At 58.0% G+C, this 21,048-nt stretch carries 19 protein-coding genes and 1 tRNA gene; 12 read left to right on the top strand and 8 right to left on the bottom strand.

The genetic code is table 11. The features are described from left to right. Positions 1-5: 5 nt before the first annotated feature. The 6 genes from AC0V6Q_RS06500 (at position 6) to AC0V6Q_RS06525 (ending at position 4,536) form a co-directional block, all read left to right on the top strand. Positions 6-596 carry a hypothetical protein gene (locus tag AC0V6Q_RS06500; protein ID WP_486167584.1) on the top strand — a complete coding sequence of 197 codons (591 nt, stop codon included), beginning with the start codon at positions 6-8 and terminating at the stop codon, positions 594-596. Positions 597-1,102: 506 nt separating this feature from the next. Continuing rightward, positions 1,103-2,182 carry a branched-chain amino acid aminotransferase gene (locus AC0V6Q_RS06505; RefSeq protein WP_486167585.1) on the top strand — a complete coding sequence of 360 codons (1,080 nt, stop codon included), beginning with the start codon at positions 1,103-1,105 and terminating at the stop codon, positions 2,180-2,182. A gap of 3 nt (positions 2,183-2,185) precedes the next feature. Beyond that, on the top strand, positions 2,186-2,551 hold the full coding sequence (locus tag AC0V6Q_RS06510) for a hypothetical protein (protein WP_486167586.1): 366 nt from the start codon (positions 2,186-2,188) through the stop codon (positions 2,549-2,551). After that, the gene (gene trhO, locus AC0V6Q_RS06515) at positions 2,541-3,455 is read left to right on the top strand and encodes an oxygen-dependent tRNA uridine(34) hydroxylase TrhO (RefSeq protein ID WP_486167587.1); all 915 of its coding nucleotides are present in this window, start codon (positions 2,541-2,543) and stop codon (positions 3,453-3,455) included. The genes AC0V6Q_RS06510 and trhO overlap by 11 nt, the downstream gene beginning before the upstream one ends. Beyond that, positions 3,452-4,102, top strand: coding sequence for a glutathione S-transferase (locus tag AC0V6Q_RS06520; protein WP_486167588.1), 651 nt, complete (start codon positions 3,452-3,454; stop codon positions 4,100-4,102). Before trhO ends, AC0V6Q_RS06520 begins: the two co-directional genes overlap by 4 nt. A 131-nt stretch (positions 4,103-4,233) precedes the next feature. Next, the gene (locus tag AC0V6Q_RS06525; protein WP_486167589.1) at positions 4,234-4,536 is read left to right on the top strand and encodes a hypothetical protein; all 303 of its coding nucleotides are present in this window, start codon (positions 4,234-4,236) and stop codon (positions 4,534-4,536) included. On the opposite strand, the gene AC0V6Q_RS06530 is transcribed toward AC0V6Q_RS06525, so the two are convergent. Further along, positions 4,533-5,426 (bottom strand): LysR family transcriptional regulator, encoded by an 894-nt coding sequence (locus tag AC0V6Q_RS06530; RefSeq protein ID WP_486167590.1) that lies wholly within the window; start codon positions 5,424-5,426, stop codon positions 4,533-4,535. The genes AC0V6Q_RS06525 and AC0V6Q_RS06530 overlap by 4 nt on opposite strands. 169 nt (positions 5,427-5,595) lie before the next feature. Here AC0V6Q_RS06530 and AC0V6Q_RS06535 point away from each other — a divergent pair, with 169 nt between their 5' ends. From AC0V6Q_RS06535 to AC0V6Q_RS06545, 3 genes are all read left to right on the top strand, one after another. Then, complete coding sequence (locus tag AC0V6Q_RS06535) at positions 5,596-6,312, top strand: pirin family protein (protein WP_486169266.1); 717 nt, start codon at positions 5,596-5,598, stop codon at positions 6,310-6,312. An 87-nt stretch (positions 6,313-6,399) separates the two neighbouring features. Next, the gene (locus tag AC0V6Q_RS06540; protein ID WP_486167591.1) at positions 6,400-6,993 is read left to right on the top strand and encodes an FMN-dependent NADH-azoreductase; all 594 of its coding nucleotides are present in this window, start codon (positions 6,400-6,402) and stop codon (positions 6,991-6,993) included. 27 nt (positions 6,994-7,020) lie between these two features. Continuing rightward, positions 7,021-7,434 (top strand): DoxX family protein, encoded by a 414-nt coding sequence (locus AC0V6Q_RS06545; RefSeq protein ID WP_486167592.1) that lies wholly within the window; start codon positions 7,021-7,023, stop codon positions 7,432-7,434. A gap of 71 nt (positions 7,435-7,505) precedes the next feature. On the opposite strand, the gene AC0V6Q_RS06550 is transcribed toward AC0V6Q_RS06545, so the two are convergent. After that, entirely contained in the window at positions 7,506-9,566 is a 2,061-nt protein-coding gene (locus AC0V6Q_RS06550; RefSeq protein ID WP_486167593.1) for an NAD(+) synthase, read from the bottom strand. A 177-nt stretch (positions 9,567-9,743) separates the two neighbouring features. On the opposite strand from AC0V6Q_RS06550, the gene yghU reads away from it, so the two are divergent. From yghU to AC0V6Q_RS06565, 3 genes are all read left to right on the top strand, one after another. Then, positions 9,744-10,613, top strand: a complete 870-nt coding sequence (gene yghU, locus AC0V6Q_RS06555; RefSeq protein WP_486167594.1) for a glutathione-dependent disulfide-bond oxidoreductase — start codon at positions 9,744-9,746, stop codon at positions 10,611-10,613. Positions 10,614-10,712: 99 nt separating this feature from the next. Beyond that, positions 10,713-12,107: an MFS transporter gene (locus tag AC0V6Q_RS06560; protein ID WP_486167595.1), complete on the top strand. Its 1,395-nt coding sequence runs from the start codon at positions 10,713-10,715 to the stop codon at positions 12,105-12,107. A gap of 57 nt (positions 12,108-12,164) precedes the next feature. After that, a tRNA-Gln gene (locus AC0V6Q_RS06565) sits at positions 12,165-12,239 on the top strand. Positions 12,240-12,273: 34 nt separating this feature from the next. Here AC0V6Q_RS06565 and AC0V6Q_RS06570 read toward each other — a convergent pair. The 6 genes from AC0V6Q_RS06570 to AC0V6Q_RS06595 all read right to left on the bottom strand — a co-directional run bounded on the left by AC0V6Q_RS06570 (position 12,274) and on the right by AC0V6Q_RS06595 (position 20,942). Then, positions 12,274-13,233, bottom strand: a complete 960-nt coding sequence (locus AC0V6Q_RS06570) for an NAD(P)/FAD-dependent oxidoreductase (protein ID WP_486167596.1) — start codon at positions 13,231-13,233, stop codon at positions 12,274-12,276. Between the two features lie 51 nt (positions 13,234-13,284). Beyond that, entirely contained in the window at positions 13,285-14,271 is a 987-nt protein-coding gene (egtD, locus tag AC0V6Q_RS06575) for an L-histidine N(alpha)-methyltransferase (protein ID WP_486167597.1), read from the bottom strand. A gap of 6 nt (positions 14,272-14,277) precedes the next feature. Beyond that, a complete protein-coding gene (egtB, locus tag AC0V6Q_RS06580; RefSeq protein ID WP_486169267.1) occupies positions 14,278-15,555 on the bottom strand; it encodes an ergothioneine biosynthesis protein EgtB in 1,278 nt (425 codons plus the stop codon). A 111-nt stretch (positions 15,556-15,666) separates the two neighbouring features. Beyond that, entirely contained in the window at positions 15,667-16,305 is a 639-nt protein-coding gene (locus AC0V6Q_RS06585; protein ID WP_486167598.1) for a hypothetical protein, read from the bottom strand. An 86-nt stretch (positions 16,306-16,391) separates the two neighbouring features. Next, positions 16,392-17,768, bottom strand: a complete 1,377-nt coding sequence (locus AC0V6Q_RS06590; RefSeq protein WP_486167599.1) for a class II 3-deoxy-7-phosphoheptulonate synthase — start codon at positions 17,766-17,768, stop codon at positions 16,392-16,394. Positions 17,769-17,918: 150 nt separating this feature from the next. Beyond that, positions 17,919-20,942: a M16 family metallopeptidase gene (locus AC0V6Q_RS06595; RefSeq protein ID WP_486167600.1), complete on the bottom strand. Its 3,024-nt coding sequence runs from the start codon at positions 20,940-20,942 to the stop codon at positions 17,919-17,921. Between the last annotated feature and the right edge of the window lie 106 nt (positions 20,943-21,048).

Consider the following 21,048-nt stretch of genomic DNA (forward strand, 5'->3'; position numbering starts at 1 on the left):
CCGGAATGAAAGCGACGTCCCTCACCCTTGCTGGCGGACTGGTGCTCACCTGCGGCCTCGCTGTCTTTGCAGCGACAAGGGTAGAACCATCGAAGGCCGAAGCGGCCCCCTCACAGCCAAGCTCAGTTAGCAGCGATACCGGCAACCGACCGGATTATGAAAGCTATCTCGATGCCCCACAGACAGTAGGTGACTGGCGTTATGACGGGCCATTTGCTTCGTCCAATTTCTTTGCAGGTGGGGATGATCCGGTCGCCCCGCGTTTCGAGGCGACACAGGCAAGCTTTGGCAATGATCCAGACCGCCGGTCGTTCATGATCGTCTGTGATCTCACCAATCGCGCAGTGCGTCTTATCAGACCCGGCAGGTTTGAACGCTCGCCCACGATGCGAATTGTGACCGAGACGAGGGACGAGAGCTTCGAAACCCTCTCGCACAGCGGGCGATATGCCGCTGTCGAACTACCGGTCGATGCGCCCCTGCTCGACGCCATGGCGATCACAAAGGGCCGCTTTGCCGTAGAGATGGAAGGCCACCAACCACTGCACATGCCCGCATGGCCGGAAATCAGCCGGGTGATCGAGGATTGCCGCTGACCGGTTTTCCCAATTCTATACATTAATATCCACAGGCTTGTGCACGTAGCGTCCACAGGCGCGCGCCGCTTGAGGCCTGAATCAAAAAGCGCCCTCGGAAATCCTTGGGCGCTTTGTACTCTCCCACATGAGCAACGGCGCGTGAGTATGACGTGGGAAAAGATATTTTCAAGTCTTGCGAAGACCGCGCTCGTGATTCACATATAGTGACGAGGCCAGCGGCACACGCGGCTCTCGGCTCCCCCCGGTGATCGGCTGGAGTCTTGGCTTACTAGCGCGAAAGGAGGTGATCCGATGTCTCATGGTTCAGTAGAGAGGTCGGCAAGTTTCCGCACGAGGCATATTCGGTAATTTATTACCTGAGTAAGGCATCGTGAGCGGCGCTTACCGCCGCTGACCATGAAAGGGCCAGACTTCCCCACGTTTTCTTGGCGTGCGAAGTCTGGCTCTTTTCATTTGCCCTTTTCGTTTGATTGCATTGCAAGTGCGCATTATCTGCCGTCACCATGCAATTCACGACAATCCCACACCCCTCGCCCTCGCCTGACGCGGACCGCATTGCCGCTATTCAAGATCCCGGCTTCGGGACAGTCTTCACCGACCACATGGTCGTTATTGACTATGATGCCGCTAAAGGCGGCTGGTATCAGGCGAGCATCGGCCCGCGTGAACCCATCGCGCTCGATCCCGCAGCAAGCGTGCTCCACTACGCGCAGGAAATTTTTGAAGGGATGAAGGCTTTCCCGCACGCAGACGGCGGCCTCTCGATGTTCCGGCCAGAGGCGAATGCCCAGCGTTTTAACGCCAGCGCGCGCCGCATGGCGATGCCGGAGATACCAGAAGAGTTGTTTCTCGATGCGGTCAAATTGCTGGTCCAGAAGGACGCTGCATGGATGCCGCCGGTGGATGGCGGCTCGCTCTACATCCGGCCCTTTATGTTCGCCTCCGAGGCCTTCCTCGGCGTGCGTCCTGCAACCCAGTACAAATTTGTCGTAATCCTCGTGTCCAGCGGCAACTATTTCAAAGGCGGCGTGAACCCGGTCAAAATCTGGGTGAGCCAGGACTACGTGCGCGCGGCTCCGGGAGGCACGGGCGCTGCCAAAACCGGCGGCAATTACGCCGCCTCCCTCGTCCCCCAAGCAGAGGCGATTGCAAACGGCTGCGACCAAGTGGTGTTCCTCGATGCGGTGGAGCATAAATGGGTCGAGGAGCTTGGCGGCATGAACCTGTTCTTCATCCGCCGCGACGGCTCGGTCATCACGCCTCCGCTCACCGGCACGATCCTTCCCGGCATCACCCGCGACAGCCTCATCGCCATGCTGCGCGAAGAGGGCCTAGAGGTGTGCGAAGAACCCTATTCGATCACACAATGGCGCGAGGAAGCGGAGAGCGGAGAGCTCTTGGAGACGCTGGCTTGCGGTACAGCAGCGGTGGTTACCCCGGTTGGCACGGTGGCCTCCCCTTCGGGCGAGTTCACCATCGGCACCGGCGGCATCGGCCAAATGGCCCAGAAAATGCGCGAGCAGCTGGTAGGCGTGCAGAACGGTCGGATCGAAGACCAGCACGGCTGGGTGATGCGGGTTTGAGCTATGGCTGATCCGTTTAAACCCTCAAAGGTCGAGCGGTTCAGGCAAAACTTACCCCTAGTTCTTTTGCTTTTAGGACTGGCTGCAACGGTAATTTGGGGCTTCAGTTTGCATCAATCCTCCGCACGCGAGGAGGGGCAGCGAGAGGTTCATACTGTAACGGGTTTCTTTGTGACCGCAGATTATGGAAGTGGGGCTCCACTGGTTAGAACAGTTGATCAGCAAGGACACGAGTTTACTGGACGAACTACAGCCGAGATTGGAATGAGTTGCAAAGTGGGAGACAAGATTAAGGTCGAGCGAAAAGGTTTGAGCATCAAATTACTGCCGGACCCCTGCAATGAAACCGAGAAACAAGATGCCAACTAGCTCCTACCAAGTCGCAGCCCTTTACTGCTTCACGCCGTTTGAAGACCCGGCGGCGATCCGCGAGCCGTTGCTTGCGATCTGCGAAGAGGCGGGGACCAAGGGCACGCTCCTGCTCGCGCATGAGGGGATCAACGGCACCATCGCAGGCACCGACAATGCAATTGGCGCGGTGCTTGACCATATCCGCTCTATTCCCGGATGCGCTGATACTGAGGTCAAATTCTCCTACGCGTCGGAAGCCCCCTTCGCCCGTATGAAAGTGCGGCTGAAGCGCGAGATCGTCACCATGGGTGAGCCCAGCGTCGACCCGCGCGAGAGTGTTGGCCGCTATGTTGCGCCGGAGGATTGGAACGACCTCATCTCCGACCCCGACACCATCGTGATCGACACACGCAATGACTATGAGGTCGCCGTAGGCACTTTTGAGGGCGCGGTGGACCCTGAGACCACCTCTTTCCGCGAGTTCCCCAAGTGGTTTCGCAACAACCGCGATGAATTGCTCGAAGGCAAGAAAAAAGTCGCGATGTTCTGCACCGGCGGCATCCGCTGTGAGAAATCGACCAGTTTCCTGCGCGGTGAAGGCGTGGACGAGGTTTATCACCTCAAGGGGGGCATCCTCAAATATCTCGAAACCGTACCGGAAGAGGAGAGCAAGTGGCACGGCGACTGCTTCGTTTTCGATGAGCGCGTGACGGTCAAACACGGGCTTGAAGAAGGCGACTATCACCTGTGCCGTGCCTGCCGCCGCCCGATCACCGATGAAGATATGGCGCACGATCATTATGCCGAAGGGGTCTCGTGCCCCTATTGCTACGATGAAAAGAGCGAGGCCCAGCGCGCCCGCTATGCCGAGCGCCAACGCCAACGCGAGCTTGAAAAAGAACGCGCCGCCAAAGCGAAATGAGCCAGCCTCCCATCCTCTACTCCTTCCGCCGCTGCCCCTATGCAATGCGCGCGCGCATGGGACTTTGGATTGCGGGGATTACGGTGGAGCTTCGCGAGGTGAAGCTTGCGAACAAGCCGCCTGAGTTAATCGAAGCGAGCCCCAAGGCGACCGTGCCGGTGCTAGTCCTAGACGATGGTACCGTCATCGACGAAAGCATCGCGGTGGCCCGTTGGGCGCTCTCGCAGAATGACCCCGAAGGTTGGCTTGAAGGCGATGACGCGGACCTGATCGCTGAGGCCGATGGCCCCTTCAAGCATCACCTCGACCGCTACAAATACCCCAATCGCTATGAGCACCAAGAGGGCTTCGGAGACGTCGATCACCAAGCCGAGGGTCTCAAAATTCTGAAAAACTGGGACGCACGCCTCGCCCAGAATGGCCAAATGTGCGGTTCCAGGCGCACCCTCGCCGACATCGCGCTCTTCCCCTTCATCCGCCAATTTGCGAACCACAAGCGCGATTGGTTCGATGCGCAGGAATTGCCGCATCTCCACCCTTGGCTCGAGGCGCATCTGGCCTCTGACCTCTTCAAAAGCATCATGCCCAAGTTCTCTCCGTGGAAAGCAGCAGATGAACCGACCACGTTCGGACGCGAAGGCGTATAATTCATAAGCAATTTACCAGTTTGCATTATGCAGACCTGATGCAAGACCTTGACCCTCATTTTTCAATAGATGCCTATATCGAGCGGGGCGAAGTTCATTTCTGCGTTAGCGGCCTCTGGGATATGGCCACTATGCTGAAATTCCAAAGTGAATTGCTTGCGAAATCAAAGCCGCTCTTCGAGGCAGGTCGTACCATTCATGCGCTAGGCGACATGAGCAAATTCGTGACACAGACGCGCGAAATTTCCGAAGCGATCCATCTCGTCGTCAGCGAAAGCGCCAAACTTGGTACAGAACGCACCGCAATTGTGGGTGGGTCAGCTCTCATGAAGATGCAGTACAAACGTCTCAATCAAGGGATCAATTGCGAATTCTTTGAAAATCGAGCCGACGCACTGCAATGGCTGCGCCGGCCAAGGACACAGGTCGCTTAAACCTGGAATGCATCGCGGAACGCATCGATCAGCCAGCTTGTCGCCGGGCCAAGCAAGGTGTCGCGTCGCCACAAGGCAAACAGAGTGTATTGATCGCCCGGTTTTTCGGGCAGATCGAGCTCAACCAAACGCCCCTCTTCCAAATCACGCGCTACCATCTCGCGCGGCATATTGCCCCAGCCAAGGCCCTGTCTCAGCAACGAATGCTTAGCCGCCAAATCGCCCAGACGCCAGGTCAGCGGGCTCAACACCGAAAACTCCCTCCCTTGCGTGCGAGTAGAGCGATCGGAGAGCACCAATTGTAAGTGTTTTCGGCTTTCGCCCGGAGCAATCGCGTGGCTGCTAAGGGGATGGGCCGGCGCGGCAACGGGGATTAGCTCAATCTCGCCAATGGCCTGGCGTTCCAATTGGGGGTCTTCGCCAACAACGGGCCCGCCAATTGCCAGCTGCGCGCCCTCGTCGAACAGGCATTCGGCAACCGCGCCCAGCCCTTCGACCCGCAGGCGTAGCGCCACGGTCGGATATCGCTCGCGAAAACGGGCAAGCACATCGGCGGTCACCTCGCCCGGCACCATGACGTCAATGACAATCGCAAGATTGCTTTCAAGCCCGGCATGGAGCGACCGCGTTTTGGCAAGCAGCCTGTCCACCCCATCGGCCACATGGCGCGCTTCGGCAAGCAATCCCTCGCCAGCCTTGGTCAGAACCGGTTTTCGAGAGCCTTCGCGGTCGAAAAGCGTCACCGCCAACTGCATCTCCAACTGCGCAATGCCATAGCTGATTGCCGATACCGCACGGTTCATCCGCCGCCCTGCACCGCCAAAGCTGCCTTCTTCCACGACGGCCAGGAAAATGCGCAAATGGTCGAGACTGGGATCGCCGAGCTTCATCGCGAATATGTTCGGATATTCTGAACATTATGGCAAGTTTTATCGCACTAATCCGATTGTTAGAATCCGCCTATCTCTCTTTTCAACAAAGCAAAGACGCCTCGCGAGAACCGCAAGACGCTTTGCCAAGAGCAGGAGAAAGATCATGAGCACGAACGAAACCAAACCAATCATCGAACTGCGCCCTTTTGAAAGCCTCGGCGGTGCAAACCACGGCTGGCTTGACGCGCATCACCACTTTGCATTCGCAGGCTACCATGACCCTGCACGGGTGAATTGGGGCTCTCTTCGGGTCTGGAATGATGACATCATTGCCCCAGGTACGGGCTTTCCAACACATCCCCATTCGGACATGGAAATCATCACCTATGTTCGCAAAGGGGCAATCACCCACCGCGATAGTCAGGGCAATGAAGGCCGCACCGAAGCGGGCGATGTTCAGGTGATGAGCGCTGGCACCGGCATTCAGCACTCCGAATACAACCGCGAGGACGAAGACACCCAGATCTTCCAAATCTGGATCATTCCAGAGACCCGCGGCGGCACACCAAGCTGGGGTGCGCGAGGCTTCCCGAAGGGTGAGCGTGCCGGAGCATTTGTGACCCTCGCAAGTGGTTCTGCAAACGATAACCCTGAAAATGATGGGGGCGCGCTCCCCATCCGCACCGATGCAAAGGTCTTGGGAGCAACCATCAAGGCCGGGACAAGCGTCACCTATGACGTCGCCGATGCCTCCCGCCACCTCTACCTCGTCCCTGCACAAGGCAAGGTTCGCATCGACACTGTCGAAGCAAAAGCACGCGACGGCGTAGCGATCACCGGCCTTGAAACGGTGACCGTCACAGCGCTCGAAGACAGCGAAGTTGTCCTTGTAGACGCAGCCTAAAGCATCCCTCGGGGCCGATCCTTTCCCCCTCTCTCTCCAAGATCGGCCCCACCCCTTTTTTCAAATCCTCAATCAGGAACAATTCCCATGTCCAATATCCTTCACATCACCGCCAGCATCCGCGGCGACGAAAGTGTCTCGAACCAGCTGGGCAATGCGCTCACCGCCGGGCTTAAGGCCAAGTCAGGCGCAACCGTCACCCGGCGCGATCTGGCCGCCAATGATCTGCCATTTCAAAGCGAGGAGCGTTTTAACGCAGGCCTTACTCCGGCGGATGAACGCACCCCAGAACAGACCGAATTGGCCACAATTGCGGACACTCTGATTGCCGAACTGCAAGCAGCCGACACAATCGTCATCAGCTCGCCGATCTACAATTTTGGTGCGCCCGCAAGCGTAAAAGCATGGGCCGACCTTGTGGCGCGCGCCGGGACAACGTTCCAATACACCCCGAATGGCCCCGAAGGTCTGCTTGAAGGCAAGAAAGCCTACATCACCATTGCATCAGGCGGCACGCCGGTGGGTTCGGACATCGACTTTATGTCGAGCTGGCTCAAATTCTTCCTCGGCTTCATTGGCATCACGCAAGTCGAAGTGATCGCTGCCGACGGGATCATGGGCGGCGATGGCGAGGCCAAGATCGCTGCAGCTCACGCAAAAATTGCTGAATTGGTGGCATAAGCTATCACGCGCTCAAGGAGATCAGTCATGAACACGTCCGCAAGTACCGTCGCTGCCACGTCAACCGCTCAAGATGCCCTGGCTCTTGTCGCAAGGCTTCTGCTGGCCACCCTTTTCATTCTTGCCGGGATCAACAAGATCAGCGGTATGGAGGGCACAGTCGGTTACATCAGCTCTGTCGGATTGCCGTTTCCCGAAGTCGTGTACTTTGGCACGGTAGCCTTGGAAATCATCGGTGGCCTTATGCTCGCTGCCGGCTTTAAGGCGCGCCTGGTTGGACTTGCGATGGGTGTCTTTACCCTGCTTACCGCAGTAATCTTCCACAGTGATTTTTCACAGCAGATGGAGGTGACCCTGTTCCTCAAGAACCTCGCGATTGCGGGCGGAATGTTCGCTGTCGCTGCCTTTGGTGCAGGACGTTTCTCGCTTGATCGCGGATAGGGCGCAACCATCAGAAAGGACCGAAGGACACCGGGAGGCTATCGAGCTTCCCGGTTTTTTATTGGCTTTGCTTAAGTCTTCGGGAGGCTGTCGCTCAGCTCTTTCAACCACACATCGGCCACCGCATCGCTTGGAGCGCGCCAGTCACCTCGCGGGCTCAGCGCCCCTGCGGAAGAGACTTTCGGACCATTGGGAATGGCGCTGCGTTTGAATTGCGAGAAGCCGAAGAAGCGTTTCAGGAACAGCTCAAGCCATTTGGCGATTTCGGCAAGGTCATAGTCATTCTTGCGATGTTCCGGGAAACCCTCTGGCCATGCACCAGCCGACGCATCGCGCCATGCGTGCCACGCAAGAAAAGCGATCTTGCCGGGCCGTTGACCGAAACGGATGCAGTGGTGGAGGAAGAAGTCGGTGAGCTCATATGGGCCAACGCTTGCCTCTGTGTCCTGCAACGCGCCGTCTTCGCCCGCAGGAATGAGCTCCGGCGAAATGACGGTATCGTAGACGCTCAGCAATATCTCGCCGCATTCATCGCTGAATTGCCTGGTCTGGGCGGTCCAACGGATGAGGAACCGGATCAGCGTTTTTGGCACCCCTGAATTGACGCCGTAATGGCTCATATGATCGCCCACGCCATAGGTGCACCAGCCAAGCGCGAGTTCGCTGAGGTCTCCGGTCCCGACCACAAAGCCCGAATGCTGGCCCGCAAGACGGAAGAGGTAATCGGTGCGAAGGCCCGCCTGAACATTCTCGAAGGTCACATCATAATGCGGCTCGCCGCTCGCAAAGGGGTGGCCCATATCTTCGAGCATTTTGGTCGCGGCCGGTTTGATGTCGATCTCTTCGGCGGTGATGCCAAAGGCCTCCATCAGCTTCCACGCGTTCGACTTGGTGCCATCGGAGGTGCCGAAACCGGGCATGGTGTAGCCGCGCACAGTGCTGCGGGGCAGACCCAGCCTATCGCACGCCTTACACGCAACGATCAAAGCATGGGTGCTGTCGAGCCCGCCTGAGATGCCGATCACAAGGCTCTTTGCCCTCGTCGCCTGTATCCGGCGCATGAGAGCATCCACCTGGATGTTGAATGCCTCATAGCAATCTTCATCTAGAGTCTTTGCGTTGTTCGGCACGAACGGGAAACGTCGCAAGGCCCGCTCCAGCCCGATATCACCCGCAGTATAGGCATGTTCGAATACCACACGGCGGAAGGTATCTTCAGGGCGGCCATGCGCCTCTGCTGCATCCGAGAACGTCTGATTGCGCATCCGTTCGCCCGCGATGCGGTCAGTGTCCACGTCGACCACGCAAAGTTCGGGATCGAGGTCAAAGCGGGTGCTTTGCGCAAGCAACTCACCCATTTCATAAACAACGCCCTGCCCGTCCCAGGCAAGGTCCGTTGTGCTCTCGCCGTGACCGCTGGCTGAATAGACATAGGCGCAGATTGCGCGGGCAGAGCTTGACCGGCAGTGAAGATGGCGATCGTCCGCACGCCCGATGGTGATCGGCGATGCGGACAGATTGCACAGGATCAAAGCGCCCGCCATCGCCGCCAGAGTGCCGGGCGGATTGGGAGCCCAAAAGTCTTCGCAAATCTCGACCCCGAATGTGAAACCCGGCAGATTGTAAGCCGAGAAGACAAGGTCAGTGCCAAAGGGCACTTCTTCGCCGTTCACGCCAATCCACAAGTCCTGGCAATTGCGGCCATGGGCAAAGTGGCGCTTTTCGTAAAACTCGCGGTAATTGGGGAGATAGCTCTTAGGGATCGCGCCCAGGACCTCTCCGCCAGCGATAACGACGGCACAATTGTAGAGCTTGTTGTTACGCCGCAAGGGCGCGCCCACAACGAGGACAGGCGCCAAGTCCGCACTCGCCTCTGCGATAGTCGCAATCGCTGCCTCGCTTTGATCAAGCAGCGCGTTCTGCAAAAGCAGATCATCAATGGCATAAGACGAGATGCAAAGTTCAGGATAGACGACGAGGTCGACATTTTGCGCCGCAGCTTTCCTGGCCTCAGCCAAAATCCCTTCGACGTTGCAGGCAATATCTGCGGTGCGATGACGCGGGGTTGCGGTGGCCACACGAACCATGCCGTGGGTGTGCATATCGTAAAAGGGGTGCGCGTTTTCAGCCATATGCGCCTCCTAGCGCCTAACCGCCCAAGCTCCAAGCATCTGCACAAGATGCGCTTTACCCGCTGACAGCGAAAGCTTGTAGGGGCCCGCTTGCATCAAGCTCAAGAACACGCCACCTCTTGCGCTATAACCGGCGGCAAGGAACGCGCCTTGCCCCGAGAATAAGGATACGAGAATATGGCTGATCCAACCTACACACCTCCCGCCGTCTGGAGCGCTGACACGGAGAGCGGTGGCCGCTTTGCCAGCATCAATCGCTCCACCGCTGGCGCGCGCGAAGAGAAAGCTCTGCCGCGCGGAGACAATCCGTTTCAGCTCTATTCGCTCGCCACGCCCAACGGGGTGAAGGTCACGATCATGCTCGAGGAGCTGATCGAAAAGGGCCATGCGGGCGCAGAATACGACGCCTACACCATCAATATTGGCGAAGGCGTCCAGTTCACCAGCGGTTTTGTCGATGTGAACCCCAACTCGAAGATCCCGGCTCTCGTCGATGCAAGCGGCGATAAAGACATCCGCGTTTTTGAAAGCGGCGCGATCCTTGTGCATTTGGCGGAAAAGTTCGGCGAGTTCCTCCCCAGCGACCCCGCGGCGCGCGCCGAGACGCTTAGCTGGCTGTTCTGGCAAGTGGGCACCGGCCCCTTCATCGGCGGCGGCTTTGGGCATTTTTACGCTTATGCGCCGGAGAAATACGAGTATCCGATCAACCGTTATGCGATGGAAACCAAGCGTATCTTTGACGTGGCGAACCAGCAGCTTGCCAAGACGCAATTTCTCGCAGGTGATGAATACACCATCGCCGACATGGCAAACTTCCCGTGGCTCGCGCCATTCTTCGCCGGCACGATCTACAACGATGCCAAGACTTTCCTCTCGATCGAGGAAGACTATGAGCACGTCGGGCGCTGGGCGCGCGAGATCGCCAAGCGGCCCGGTGTCCAGCGCGGGCGGCTTGTGAACAAGGTTTGGGGCGACGAGGACCAGCAATTGGCCGAACGCCACTCACCAGCTGACTTCGAAGGCAAGAACCTTGATTTCACATTCTGATTGAAGGTGGCAGACCAAAGCACCCTGTGATCAGACGAATGGGCTGGAAGTTTAACCGCTTCCGGCCCATTGTCGTTTGAGCATTGAGGGACATGTAACTTGGCCGACACGCTGCAACACCAAAAAGACGAGCGCGTAGGCCTTGGCGAAAAGCTGGGATATGGCGTGGGAGACCTTGCCTCTGGCCTGATGCTCAATTTCTTCGGCTTTTATCTTCTTTATTTCTTCGTTGATCTTGGCGGCCTCGCGCCAGCAGCCATTGGCGTCATGTTCCTTGTCACCAAGCTGATCGATGCCTTCACCGATCCGATGATGGGCATGGTCGCCGACCGGACCCGCACGCGCTGGGGGCGGTACCGGCCTTATATCTTGTTCGGATCGATCCCTCTCGGGCTCAGCATGGTCCTCATCTTCAGCGCGCCCGAGGATATGGGCGGAACTGCGCTGCTGATCTGGGCTTATGCGACCTATAGTCTCTGCATGCTCGCTTTCACCGTTGCGAACGTGCCCTATGGCGGATTGCTTGGTGTGATCTCACCTTCATCGGAACAGCGCAACCGCGTCACCGCGTTCCGTATGTTCTTTTCAGCATCAGGCGGCATTCTGGTGGGCGCGCTGGGCACGACGCTGGTGCGCGAGCTTGGCGGCGGGGATGAGAGGCTTGGACTTCTCCTGACTATCTCCTGCATCGCAGCAGTATCGGTCGGGTGCCTACTCACCACCTTTGCCACCACCAAAGAGCGCATTCCACCGGCCCCGCAAAATGGCTCGGTTGCAGGCGACCTGGGCGTACTCTTGCGCACTGGCCCCTGGATAGCCGTCGTGATCGCAGCCGTCCTCGGCGTTACGTCCATCGCCGCACGCGCCGCCACGGCGCCGTTCTTCTTCAAATATGTCGCAGGCGATGACGGGAGCCCTGTATTCCTCTTTTTTGACCGACCTGCCCTGTTCCTGACAGCTTTGGCTCTGGGTCAGGTGTCAGGCGTTGTACTTGGCAATTTCATCATGCGGTGGATCGAAAAATCGCATCTGCTGATCGCGGCGGGCTTTTCGATGGCGGCATTTATCATGATCTTTTACGCCCTGCCTCTGGATGCCGTGTGGCCTCAAACAACGATACAATACGCTATAGGAATTGGCTTTGGTCTCTTGATGGTCCTTTCCTATTCGATGTTCACCGACATTGCCGAATTCATCGACTGGAGAACCAAGCGGCAGATGACTGCTCTAGTGATCGCAGCTTCGGTGTTCGGGGTGAAGGCTGGTATCGGGGTTGGATCATTTATTCCCGGCGTCACCCTCGAGTGGACAGGCTTCACCGTTGACGGTCCAATGAGCGAGACTGCGCTCATGGGCATTCAGATCGCCTTTGCATTCATTCCGGCAGGAATACTTATTCCAGCGGCAGGAGCTTTGTTCTTCTACGGGATAAACCGCCGCGTCATTGCAGAGGCAGAGGCCGAACTTTCGAGGCGGCGCGCGGTGGCGGCGTAATTTCTTGAATTCACCTCTTCCAATCCGCGAAAGACCCGCTATATCGCGCCTTCCTGCTGGGGTGTAGCCAAGTGGTAAGGCACCGGTTTTTGGTACCGGCATTCGCAGGTTCGATCCCTGCCACCCCAGCCACTTACCCTACAATTCGAAAATGTTACCTCCCCGCTCAGGGGCTCTCTTGAATGACGCGCTGTGCAAGCGTCAGGCCCGATACAAACGCGCCTTCAACACGTGGGCTGTGCAAGTAATCGCCCGCTATGCCGATTCTCAAACCTGCGTCATATCTCGCTGGTTCACCTGCAACCGCCGCGGGCATGGCGTATAGCCAGCGGTGAGCCACCAAGTGGTGAGGCTTTATCGAGGATACACGGGTCTGGTCGAAGAAATCGGCGAGCAGGACTTGCGCCGCCTCCTCTTTAGGAAGGTCGATGATTTCCTGGCTGCGCTTTGGGCTCGCATGAAGGACCCAGCACTCTTCACCGGCACGCTCAGGCTTTGCAGAATTGCGCGCTGCCCAAGAGATCGCTGCATCGGGATCGCGCAGGCCGTCTTGTGCAATCGGAAGGCGCTCACCAAAAGCCGCCATCACTGCCCAGCATGGCTCGGAGCGAACCGATGCCGGAATGCCCGCAAGTTCGGGCGAGACTTCTTGGAGCAATTCTGCCGCCTGTTCTGCTGGCACGGCGATCAGGACTGTTTTCGCTCTAAAACTCTCCTCGCCTGCATCAACATGCCATTCGCTCGGCCCACGTTTCAGTGACAAAGCGCGGGTCCCCCAGCGTACATCCACATCGACACCCATCGCGCGAATAGGGCCGTTCATTCCGGGCGTGCCGACAAAGGCCTCGTCGCCAGCGGCCGGCCAGCGGGCGACGACACCTTGTGCTTCCCAATCGGCGACCACCGCCTGAAATTCGGGAGTGCGCGCAGTGAAATATTGTGCGCCATGGTCAAAAGAGACGGTCTCGCCTGCAATCTCGGCACGGCGCGCAGCCATCCGGCCACCGGGTCCGCGTCCTTTATCCAGCACGCATACGCGAAGACCCGCCTTTGCAAGCGCGCCTGCACAAGTGAGACCCGCCATTCCGGCGCCGATGATAAGAATATCGCTTTTGTTTGAAGTCATGACCGCTCAATGCGCAGATCACGCAATGGTTTCAACCATGGCGAGAGGACTTCAAGGAGCGCTGCGATTAGGGCGCGCTTCGGCAAGGATCAAGGAGAAACGCTCCTTGCTGTCAAGCCAACGCGCCTGCGGCTCCCATCCCCCTGCAAGCAGCATCATGGACGATGTGCGGCGATTGAACTTGTGGCTGTTTTCGGTGTGGAAGCTCTCACCCTTGGCAAGCGCAAATGGCTTACCGGCCACAGTGAACTGCAGGTCACGCTTTGCCACCAGATGCATCTCGACCCGGGCGTATTCGTCATTCCAACGCGCCTCATGGACAAGCGCATCAACATCGATATCTCCGTCGAGCTCACGATTGATCCGGCGGATAAGGTTGTAATTGAATTGCGCTGTGACACCCGCTGCATCGTCATAGGCAGCCTCGAGGATTTTGGCGTCTTTGATGAGGTCCATCCCGATAAGAAGCTTTGCCCCCTCGCCCAGTGTCTCCCGCATCGAGCGAAGGAGATCAACAGCGGTGCGCGCAACCATATTGCCGATGGTGGAGCCGGGGAAAAAGCCGAGCTTTGGAAGGCTTGCAACCGCGCTCGGCAATTCGACCTGCCGCATGAAGTCCGCTTCGACCGGATGGATCGGTAGACCGGGAAATTTGCCCGCCAACTCCTCCGCTGAAGCCCGCAGAAAATCGCCCGATATATCGAGCGGTACGTAAGCCGCAGGGTCGATTGCAGAGAGCAACAACGGGGTTTTGACCGAAGACCCCGAACCAAACTCCACCACCGCGCAACCCGGCGCAATCATATCGGCAAAACTTGCCGATTGGTCTTTCAGAATTTGCGTCTCGGCGCGCGTGGGATAATACTCCGGCAGCTGGGTAATATCCTCGAACAATTGCGAGCCTGCATCGTCATAAAGCCAACGCGCAGGGATTGCCTTTTGCTCTTGGGCAAGGCCGCGCAAAACGTCCTCGCGAAAGGCAGTGTCCACGCCGTCTTCGTCGCGCTGAACCAGTTGAAGGCCCTTATGAGTGGTCATCGGAATTCAAAGGTCCTTTGCAAGCCTCAGCCCGGTGAATTGCCAGCGCTGATGCGGGTAGAAGAAATTGCGGTAAGAAGCGCGCGAATGGCCGCGAACTGTCGCGCAGCTTGCCCCTTTGAGGACGCACTGACCGCTCATAAATTTGCCATTGTACTCACCGACTGCCCCCGCGGCAGGCTTGAAGCCGGGATATGGCAGATATGCAGAGCGGGTGAATTGCCAGCAATCGCCGAACAGATCTGTCCCTCCCACTGGCAGAACCGGAGCGGCGCTGTCCAATTGATTGCCGATGCATGCATCATGGGCTGTGGGCGCATCTTCGCCATTCTGCCCCCTTGCAATCGCTTCCCATTCAAATTCTGTCGGAAGCCGCGCGGCCGCCCATGTGGCAAAGGCGTCTGCCTCGAAATATGAGATATGTGTGACGGGCGCGGCCGGGTCACGGGTTTGCCAACCGGCATGAGTATAATGTTCTTCCCCGCGCCAATAGAGCGGCGCTGAAATCGCATTCTCGCGCACCCAGGCAAGGCCATCGGAGAGCCACAAGGCAGGCGTTTCATATCCGCCGTCCGCAATAAAATCCTGCCACTCGCCATTCGTCACAAGTCTGTCGGCAAGCGCAAACGGTTCGAGCAGGACACGGTGACGCGGGCTTTCGTTGTCGAAAGCAAAACCGCTCCCATCTTCGCCAATCAAGGCAATCCCGCCGGGGTGCTCATGCCAGTTCATCGGCTCGGCAATCGACCCGCATTCGGGGTTCTCATCCCACATCGCCGGGCCGAGCGGGTTTTGGAACAATGCGTGCTTAATGTCGGTCAGAAGCAATTCGATATGCTGCTGCTCATGCGCAATGCCCAACGCGATCAGGTCAGCGTGCCTTGGATCATCCAAGAGAGGCGCCATTGCCGCGTTAACGTGGGCGCGCCATTCAAGCACTTCATCCAAGGTCGGCCGCGACAACATCCCTCTTGCAAAGCGGGAGATACGCGCGCCTTCTGCCTCGTAGTAAGAGTTGAAGAGGAAGGGCCAATCCTCATCGTAGAGTTGATAATCGCCCGCGTGTTCGCCCCCATATTCGCGCAGCAGGAATGTTTCCCAGAACCACGTTGTGTGCGCGAGGTGCCATTTTGCCGGACTTGCATCCTCCATCGACTGGATCGTCGCATCCGCATCCGACAATGGCTCGACCAGATTTTCCATCAGCGCCCGCGTCGCAGCGAAGCTTTCGGCAAGCGATTGCCCGGCTTGGCTTTGCGCCGTTGATTGGGCCGTTGACGGCATGAGATCGGGCAAGCTTCGATTTCCCATTGGGTGGTCCTGCCCCAACCATATGCGAGCTTGCCGGCAAAGTCATACCCAATTACGCAACAAAATGTCTCGCTCGCATGACAATCATTTACTGGCCTCGGGGCATTCGCGGTCGACGGGGTCTTGGAGCGGATCAGGGACTTCGCTGATGATCGCGATAGCGCGCTGCACCGCGCCGCTGCCTCCCTGAAAATTGCAGGCCCGAAGTATCATCTGGCGTGGCGGAGCGCCCTCATCCTCAAGCGTGAATGCCGCCTCATAAGGTTGCGTCTGATCGAAATGTTTGCGGGCCAGCTTTGCAAGGTTGATGCCTGCTTGTGCCAAAACCGTCTCGATCTGCTTGTCCGCTGGGAGCTCCTGTCCACCATCGCAGATCAGCGCCCGCATATTGTCGGAATATTGCTGCGCGCCGGTCGCAAAATCATAATGCCACATACCTTGTCTGGCGGTGCTGTACCCTTCCCTCACCGTGTTCAGGAAGCCGTGCACCGCATCGGCCTGTGCGCGGGCCATTCGACTGGCTTTGCCTGCCTTGCGCCGACGAGATGCGACTTTGGCCACAGTGAAAAGAGCGATCAGCGCCATCGCCATACAGCCCCACAGAAGCGTATCATTGCCAAGAAACGTCCGGAGTATATCGGCGCTTGTCTGCCCCGCCTCTGGCTCAGCGAAGCCCGCCTCGCCGTCGGTCCCGACGAAGGCAGCAAGAGGCAAAAAGGACATAATCGCGCAGGCACACATGACCCCTGGGTCATAGCCCAGCTTGCACCATACGCCGCCCTAGGGCGACTACTTAGCCAGCCGCTTGATTAAGCCGCATCCACCGCGCGTTGGTCGTTGACTTCGGCGTTCAGCATCTCTGCCAATGCAAAGGCCAGTTCCACCGATTGTTCGGCATTGAGGCGCGGGTCGCAGTGTGTGTGATAGCGGTCGCCAAGGCGTTCATCAGTGATCGCAACAGCGCCGCCAACGCATTCGGTCACGTCCTGACCGGTCATCTCGATATGGATGCCGCCCGGATGCGTGCCTTCGGCGCGGTGGACGTCGAAGAAGCCCTTCACTTCAGAAAGAATGCGATCGAACGGACGCGTCTTATAACCGCTTTCCGACTTGATCACATTGCCGTGCATCGGGTCGCATGACCACACAACAGGGTGCCCTTCCGCTTTCACAGCGCGCACCAGCTTGGGCAGGCCTTCGAGCACTTTGTCATGACCATAGCGCGCGATCAGCGTGATACGTCCCGCTTCGCGCGAGGGATTAAGCTCATCAAGCAATTGCAAAAGCGCATCCGGTTCAAGCGAGGGACCGCATTTCATGCCCAGCGGGTTTTGAATGCCGCGCGCGAATTCGACATGCGCGCTGCCCGGGAAGCGGGTGCGGTCGCCGATCCAAAGCATGTGTGCAGACGTCGCATACCATTCACCCGTCAGCGAATCCTGACGTGTCATTGCTTGCTCGTAAGGGAGCAATAGCCCTTCGTGGCTGGTGTAGAAGCTGGTGCCCTGCAATTGCGGCACGGTCGCAGGGTCAATCCCGCACGCTTCCATAAAGTCGAGCGCCTCGCCGATACGATCAGCGGTCTCGGCGAACTTTTCTGTCCAAGGCGTGCGGCCCATGAAATCGAGCGTCCATTGGTGCACCTGGCGAAGGTTTGCATAGCCGCCACCTGCAAAGGCGCGCAGCAGGTTCAGCGTTGAAGCGGCCTGCGAATAGGCGCGGACCATGCGGCCCGGATCATTGCGACGCTCAGCTGGATCAAATTCGATGCCGTTGATGTTGTCACCGAAGTAACTTGGCAGGGTCATATCACCGATTGTTTCGGTCGCAGAGGAGCGCGGCTTGGCAAATTGCCCCGCCATACGGCCCACTTTGACCACGGGGCGCTTGCTGCCAAAGGTCATGACAACCGCCATCTGCAACAGCACGCGGAAGGTATCGCGGATGTTGTTCGGGTGGAACTCGGCGAAACTCTCTGCACAATCGCCGCCTTGAAGCAGGAATGCACTGCCATTGGCGACCTGCGCCAATTCCGCCTTCAAAGCGCGCGCTTCGCCGGCAAAGACCAGCGGTGGATAGGCCGCGAGCGTTGCCTCTGCATCAGCCAATTCGGCTGCGTCCTCATAATGAGGTAAGTGCTTTGCTTCGAACTCTTTCCAGCTTTCTGGTTGCCAATTTTGGGCCACGTTTTAACTCGTTTCTTCTGAGACTATTTGGTCGTTATACAATCAAGTGCGGGCGCGCGCCTAAGCGCGTGCGTTCTATATGTAAAGCCAGTTGGAGCTGCGCGACACCTTTATTTCAAGGATTCACTGATCGAAGCACTCGATTGTGCCTCAGCGTCCCTGAATGGCATTAACCGCAGGCGCGGGCCTCGCAGCAGGCGCAGCCGCCACAGGAAGGCCTTGTCCTTCAGGCACTTCTGCCAATTCCTGCCCTTCCGGGATCACCGCCAATTTCAGTGGTTCAGTGCCATTGAAATAGCGGTTGGCCAGAAATTGCATGATCTCTGGTGTTGTCTGCGAATAATCTACGAGCAGCGAGCGCAAAAGCTCGATGCGCTGGGGATCGTTGCTCGCCCCTTCCAGATTATAGAGCCAGAACTGGTTGCCGGTTGAGGCGCGCCGGACGCGTTGTCCCAATGGTTCGGTCACCCGGTTGATCTCATCAAGGCTCGCAGGCGTTGTCGCAAGGTCGTTTGCAATCTTCTGTGCCTCGGCAAAGAAGACCGGCACAAACTCGGGCTTCAACTGAGCGAGCGCCACGATCTTTCCGCCCGCTTCGATATCGGACGGCCAATCGGAGAAGGCTTGCGGAGCATAGCTTGCCCCCACCCGTTCACGCATCGCCTCAAGCAGGCGGTTGCTGAAAAGCTGTACCAGAATTTCAAGCTGGCGACTTTCGCGAATGCGGGTCATGCCCGCGCCGCTTGGCCACACGATTGCAGCTGCCGCCTGATCCGGATCACCGCGGTGATTGAGAACAGCAGGCGATGTATCAGCCACAGGAAACGAGGGAACCCGCGCCGCGACCTCGGGCGAAATGGGCTCTCGCTCGGGCAATGCGCCAAAGGTTGTGCGAAGCTTCTCTACGATTGCGGCCTGATCAAATTCGCCAAAGACCAGCACCTCAATCGGCCCTTGCGAAAGCAGCGGCTCCCACACTTCGCGAAAACCCTCTGGCGTTACGCGTTCAAGCATTTCCGGGGTCGGCGTTGAAAAGCGCGGGTCTTTGCCGGTGGAAAGGAATTCCAGATCACGGTTCAATACGGAAGCAGGGCCTGTGGAATAGGTGTTGTAGGCAAGCTCTGATGCAGCTTTTGCGCGGATAACAGGATCCGCATCCCAGCGCGGCATGCCCAGCTTGGCAGCGAAGAGATAAAGCTGATCCTCGACATCGCTTGATCTGGTTTGCGCGGTGAAGGTGAAGACCGCATCATCGACACCAAAGTCAAAGCCAAGCTTTCGTCCCGTGGCGATCCGGTCCAGTTCGTTCTGACCAAGCTCGCCAATACCCGAACCGACCAGAGCGGACTGACCCAGCGCTGCATAAACGGCGCTCTCCTCGTCAAAGGCACGGTAGCCTGCGCCAAAGCGAACCCTGACGGTTACGCGTCCGGGCTCTGCATCATTGGCCCAAAGGATCGCGTTGACGCCATTGGCAAATTTGACCTTTTGCACGTCGAGAATTCCCAGCGGGCCTTCCTCGACAATTGTGCCCGGTTTGCCAATCGCGGGGAGCTCATCAAACGAGATGCTCTCCGCTGCAAGACGTGCGGAAGTATCGACAGTAACTTCGCGGGCGAGCGCCAATTGAAGCTTTGCCTGATCCGCTTCGCCGATGGATGGCGTCACATAGACTGAGCGCACCACATCGCCTTCAAACAGAGCAATGGTGCGGGCGTGAACCTCTTCCGGGGTGCGCCGGTTCTTCATGCCGCGAAAGACATCAAGGACGACTTTCGGGCTTGCGACGGTTTCGCGGATATCAACGGCATTGACGATGTTGTCGGCGAGATTGCGCCCTGCTTGCACGCTTTCTTGTTCGACCGAATTGACGAAAGCGACTTCGAACTCAGCGGCCTCGCGGTCAATCTCTTCCTGGGTTGGCGGGGTAGCAATGGCATCGGCAATCACACCGCGCACATCTGCCAATGCCGCTTCCCAATCGTCACTAAGCGGCGCGAATGTCACGAAGGTCGCATCGGTTGAACGCGAAACATCGTCCTGATTGACCTGCGCATATAGGTACGACCCCCCGGCCCGCGCACGCGCTTCCAACCGGCGGTTAATGATGGATTGGGCCAGCGCATCCAGCAGCAGGCCTTCATTGTATACGATGGTGTCCTGAACTTTGCGCCATGGACGCATAATTGCATAGGTAAGATTGCGCGGAAGATCAGGTTCAACCGCCACACCAAGATCGCCGATTGGCAGATCGGTGCCGCTGATGACCGGCGCGCCTTCGGGGGCAACGGGGTCACCAAAATCGGGAGCCACACCGGGCTCGCCATTGCCTTCCCAATCACCGAACCATTTCTCGACCAGCCCTGCGAGCACCATCGGATCAGCATCGCCAGAAACCACAATCACCGTCTTTTCAGGGCGATACCAGCGGTCATAGAACGCCTTAACCTTCGAGCCGTTGGCCCCGATCAGCGTTTCATCGATCCCGATCGGATTGCGAACCGAAAGCCGCTGTCCTGCAAAGAATGTACGCCTGGTCAAATTGCTGACGCGCAAAGCTGCCCCGCCCCGCTCGCGCTTTTCAGCAAGGACGATAGGCAGTTCGGCGGCGACATTCTCGTCGCTCAAGACCGGTTCGCGGACCATGCCGGAAAGGAGCTTGAAGCTCTCGTTCAATTTCTCCGGACCGATATCGGGAATGTCGAGCTTGTAGGCCGTATGCGTCGGGCTGGTCTCGGCATTGGCATCCGCGCCAAAGGTCGCGCCAAGACGTTGCCATGCCGCAATCGCCTCTGCCTGACCCAGATACTTGCTCTCCCGAAACAAGAGGTGCTCCAGAAGGTGAGCATAGCCCTGCTCATCGTCGGTTTCATGCAAAGACCCTGCGTCTATTCGCACCCTGATCGACACCTGATTGGGCGGAACACCGTTGCGACGCACCGCATAGCGAAGGCCGTTCTCCATCTCGCCAAAGACCCATTCGCGGTCGACGGGGACATTGCTGTCCTCGTAAAGCCACGGGGTCTCGTCCTCGCCCTGAACCGCTTCGGGAGCGGGGACATCATAGACCGGCCCAAGCGGTGAAATAAGTTCCTGCGAGGCAAGAGGTGCACTCACAGCAAAGGCGGTTGCGGCGATGGAAAGGGCAGCGCTTGCCCGGATCAAAACGTTCATAGATGCAACTATAGGGACGCAAGCCATGAAGGACCAGTGAATGGTGCCCTAAAATGCGCTCGCGAAATCTCATATAGCCCACGCACCATCTTGCCGCGGCAGCGCA

It is taken from the genome of Erythrobacter sp. S227, from assembly GCF_057364925.1.

Bases quoted from the DNA above. Each gene is read 5' to 3' on its own strand.
- AC0V6Q_RS06500 (WP_486167584.1), top strand. From the start codon at position 6: ATGAAAGCGACGTCCCTCACCCTTGCTGGCGGACTGGTGCTCACCTGC.
- AC0V6Q_RS06505 (WP_486167585.1), top strand. From the start codon at position 1,103: ATGCAATTCACGACAATCCCACACCCCTCGCCCTCGCCTGACGCGGAC.
- AC0V6Q_RS06510 (WP_486167586.1), top strand. From the start codon at position 2,186: ATGGCTGATCCGTTTAAACCCTCAAAGGTCGAGCGGTTCAGGCAAAAC.
- trhO (WP_486167587.1), top strand. From the start codon at position 2,541: ATGCCAACTAGCTCCTACCAAGTCGCAGCCCTTTACTGCTTCACGCCG.
- AC0V6Q_RS06520 (WP_486167588.1), top strand. From the start codon at position 3,452: ATGAGCCAGCCTCCCATCCTCTACTCCTTCCGCCGCTGCCCCTATGCA.
- AC0V6Q_RS06525 (WP_486167589.1), top strand. From the start codon at position 4,234: ATGCTGAAATTCCAAAGTGAATTGCTTGCGAAATCAAAGCCGCTCTTC.
- AC0V6Q_RS06530 (WP_486167590.1), bottom strand. From the start codon at position 5,426: ATGAAGCTCGGCGATCCCAGTCTCGACCATTTGCGCATTTTCCTGGCC.
- AC0V6Q_RS06540 (WP_486167591.1), top strand. From the start codon at position 6,400: ATGTCCAATATCCTTCACATCACCGCCAGCATCCGCGGCGACGAAAGT.
- AC0V6Q_RS06545 (WP_486167592.1), top strand. From the start codon at position 7,021: ATGAACACGTCCGCAAGTACCGTCGCTGCCACGTCAACCGCTCAAGAT.
- AC0V6Q_RS06550 (WP_486167593.1), bottom strand. From the start codon at position 9,566: ATGGCTGAAAACGCGCACCCCTTTTACGATATGCACACCCACGGCATG.
- yghU (WP_486167594.1), top strand. From the start codon at position 9,744: ATGGCTGATCCAACCTACACACCTCCCGCCGTCTGGAGCGCTGACACG.
- AC0V6Q_RS06570 (WP_486167596.1), bottom strand. From the start codon at position 13,233: ATGACTTCAAACAAAAGCGATATTCTTATCATCGGCGCCGGAATGGCG.
- egtD (WP_486167597.1), bottom strand. From the start codon at position 14,271: ATGACCACTCATAAGGGCCTTCAACTGGTTCAGCGCGACGAAGACGGC.
- egtB (WP_486169267.1), bottom strand. From the start codon at position 15,555: ATGCCGTCAACGGCCCAATCAACGGCGCAAAGCCAAGCCGGGCAATCG.
- AC0V6Q_RS06585 (WP_486167598.1), bottom strand. From the start codon at position 16,305: ATGTCCTTTTTGCCTCTTGCTGCCTTCGTCGGGACCGACGGCGAGGCG.
- AC0V6Q_RS06595 (WP_486167600.1), bottom strand. From the start codon at position 20,942: ATGAACGTTTTGATCCGGGCAAGCGCTGCCCTTTCCATCGCCGCAACC.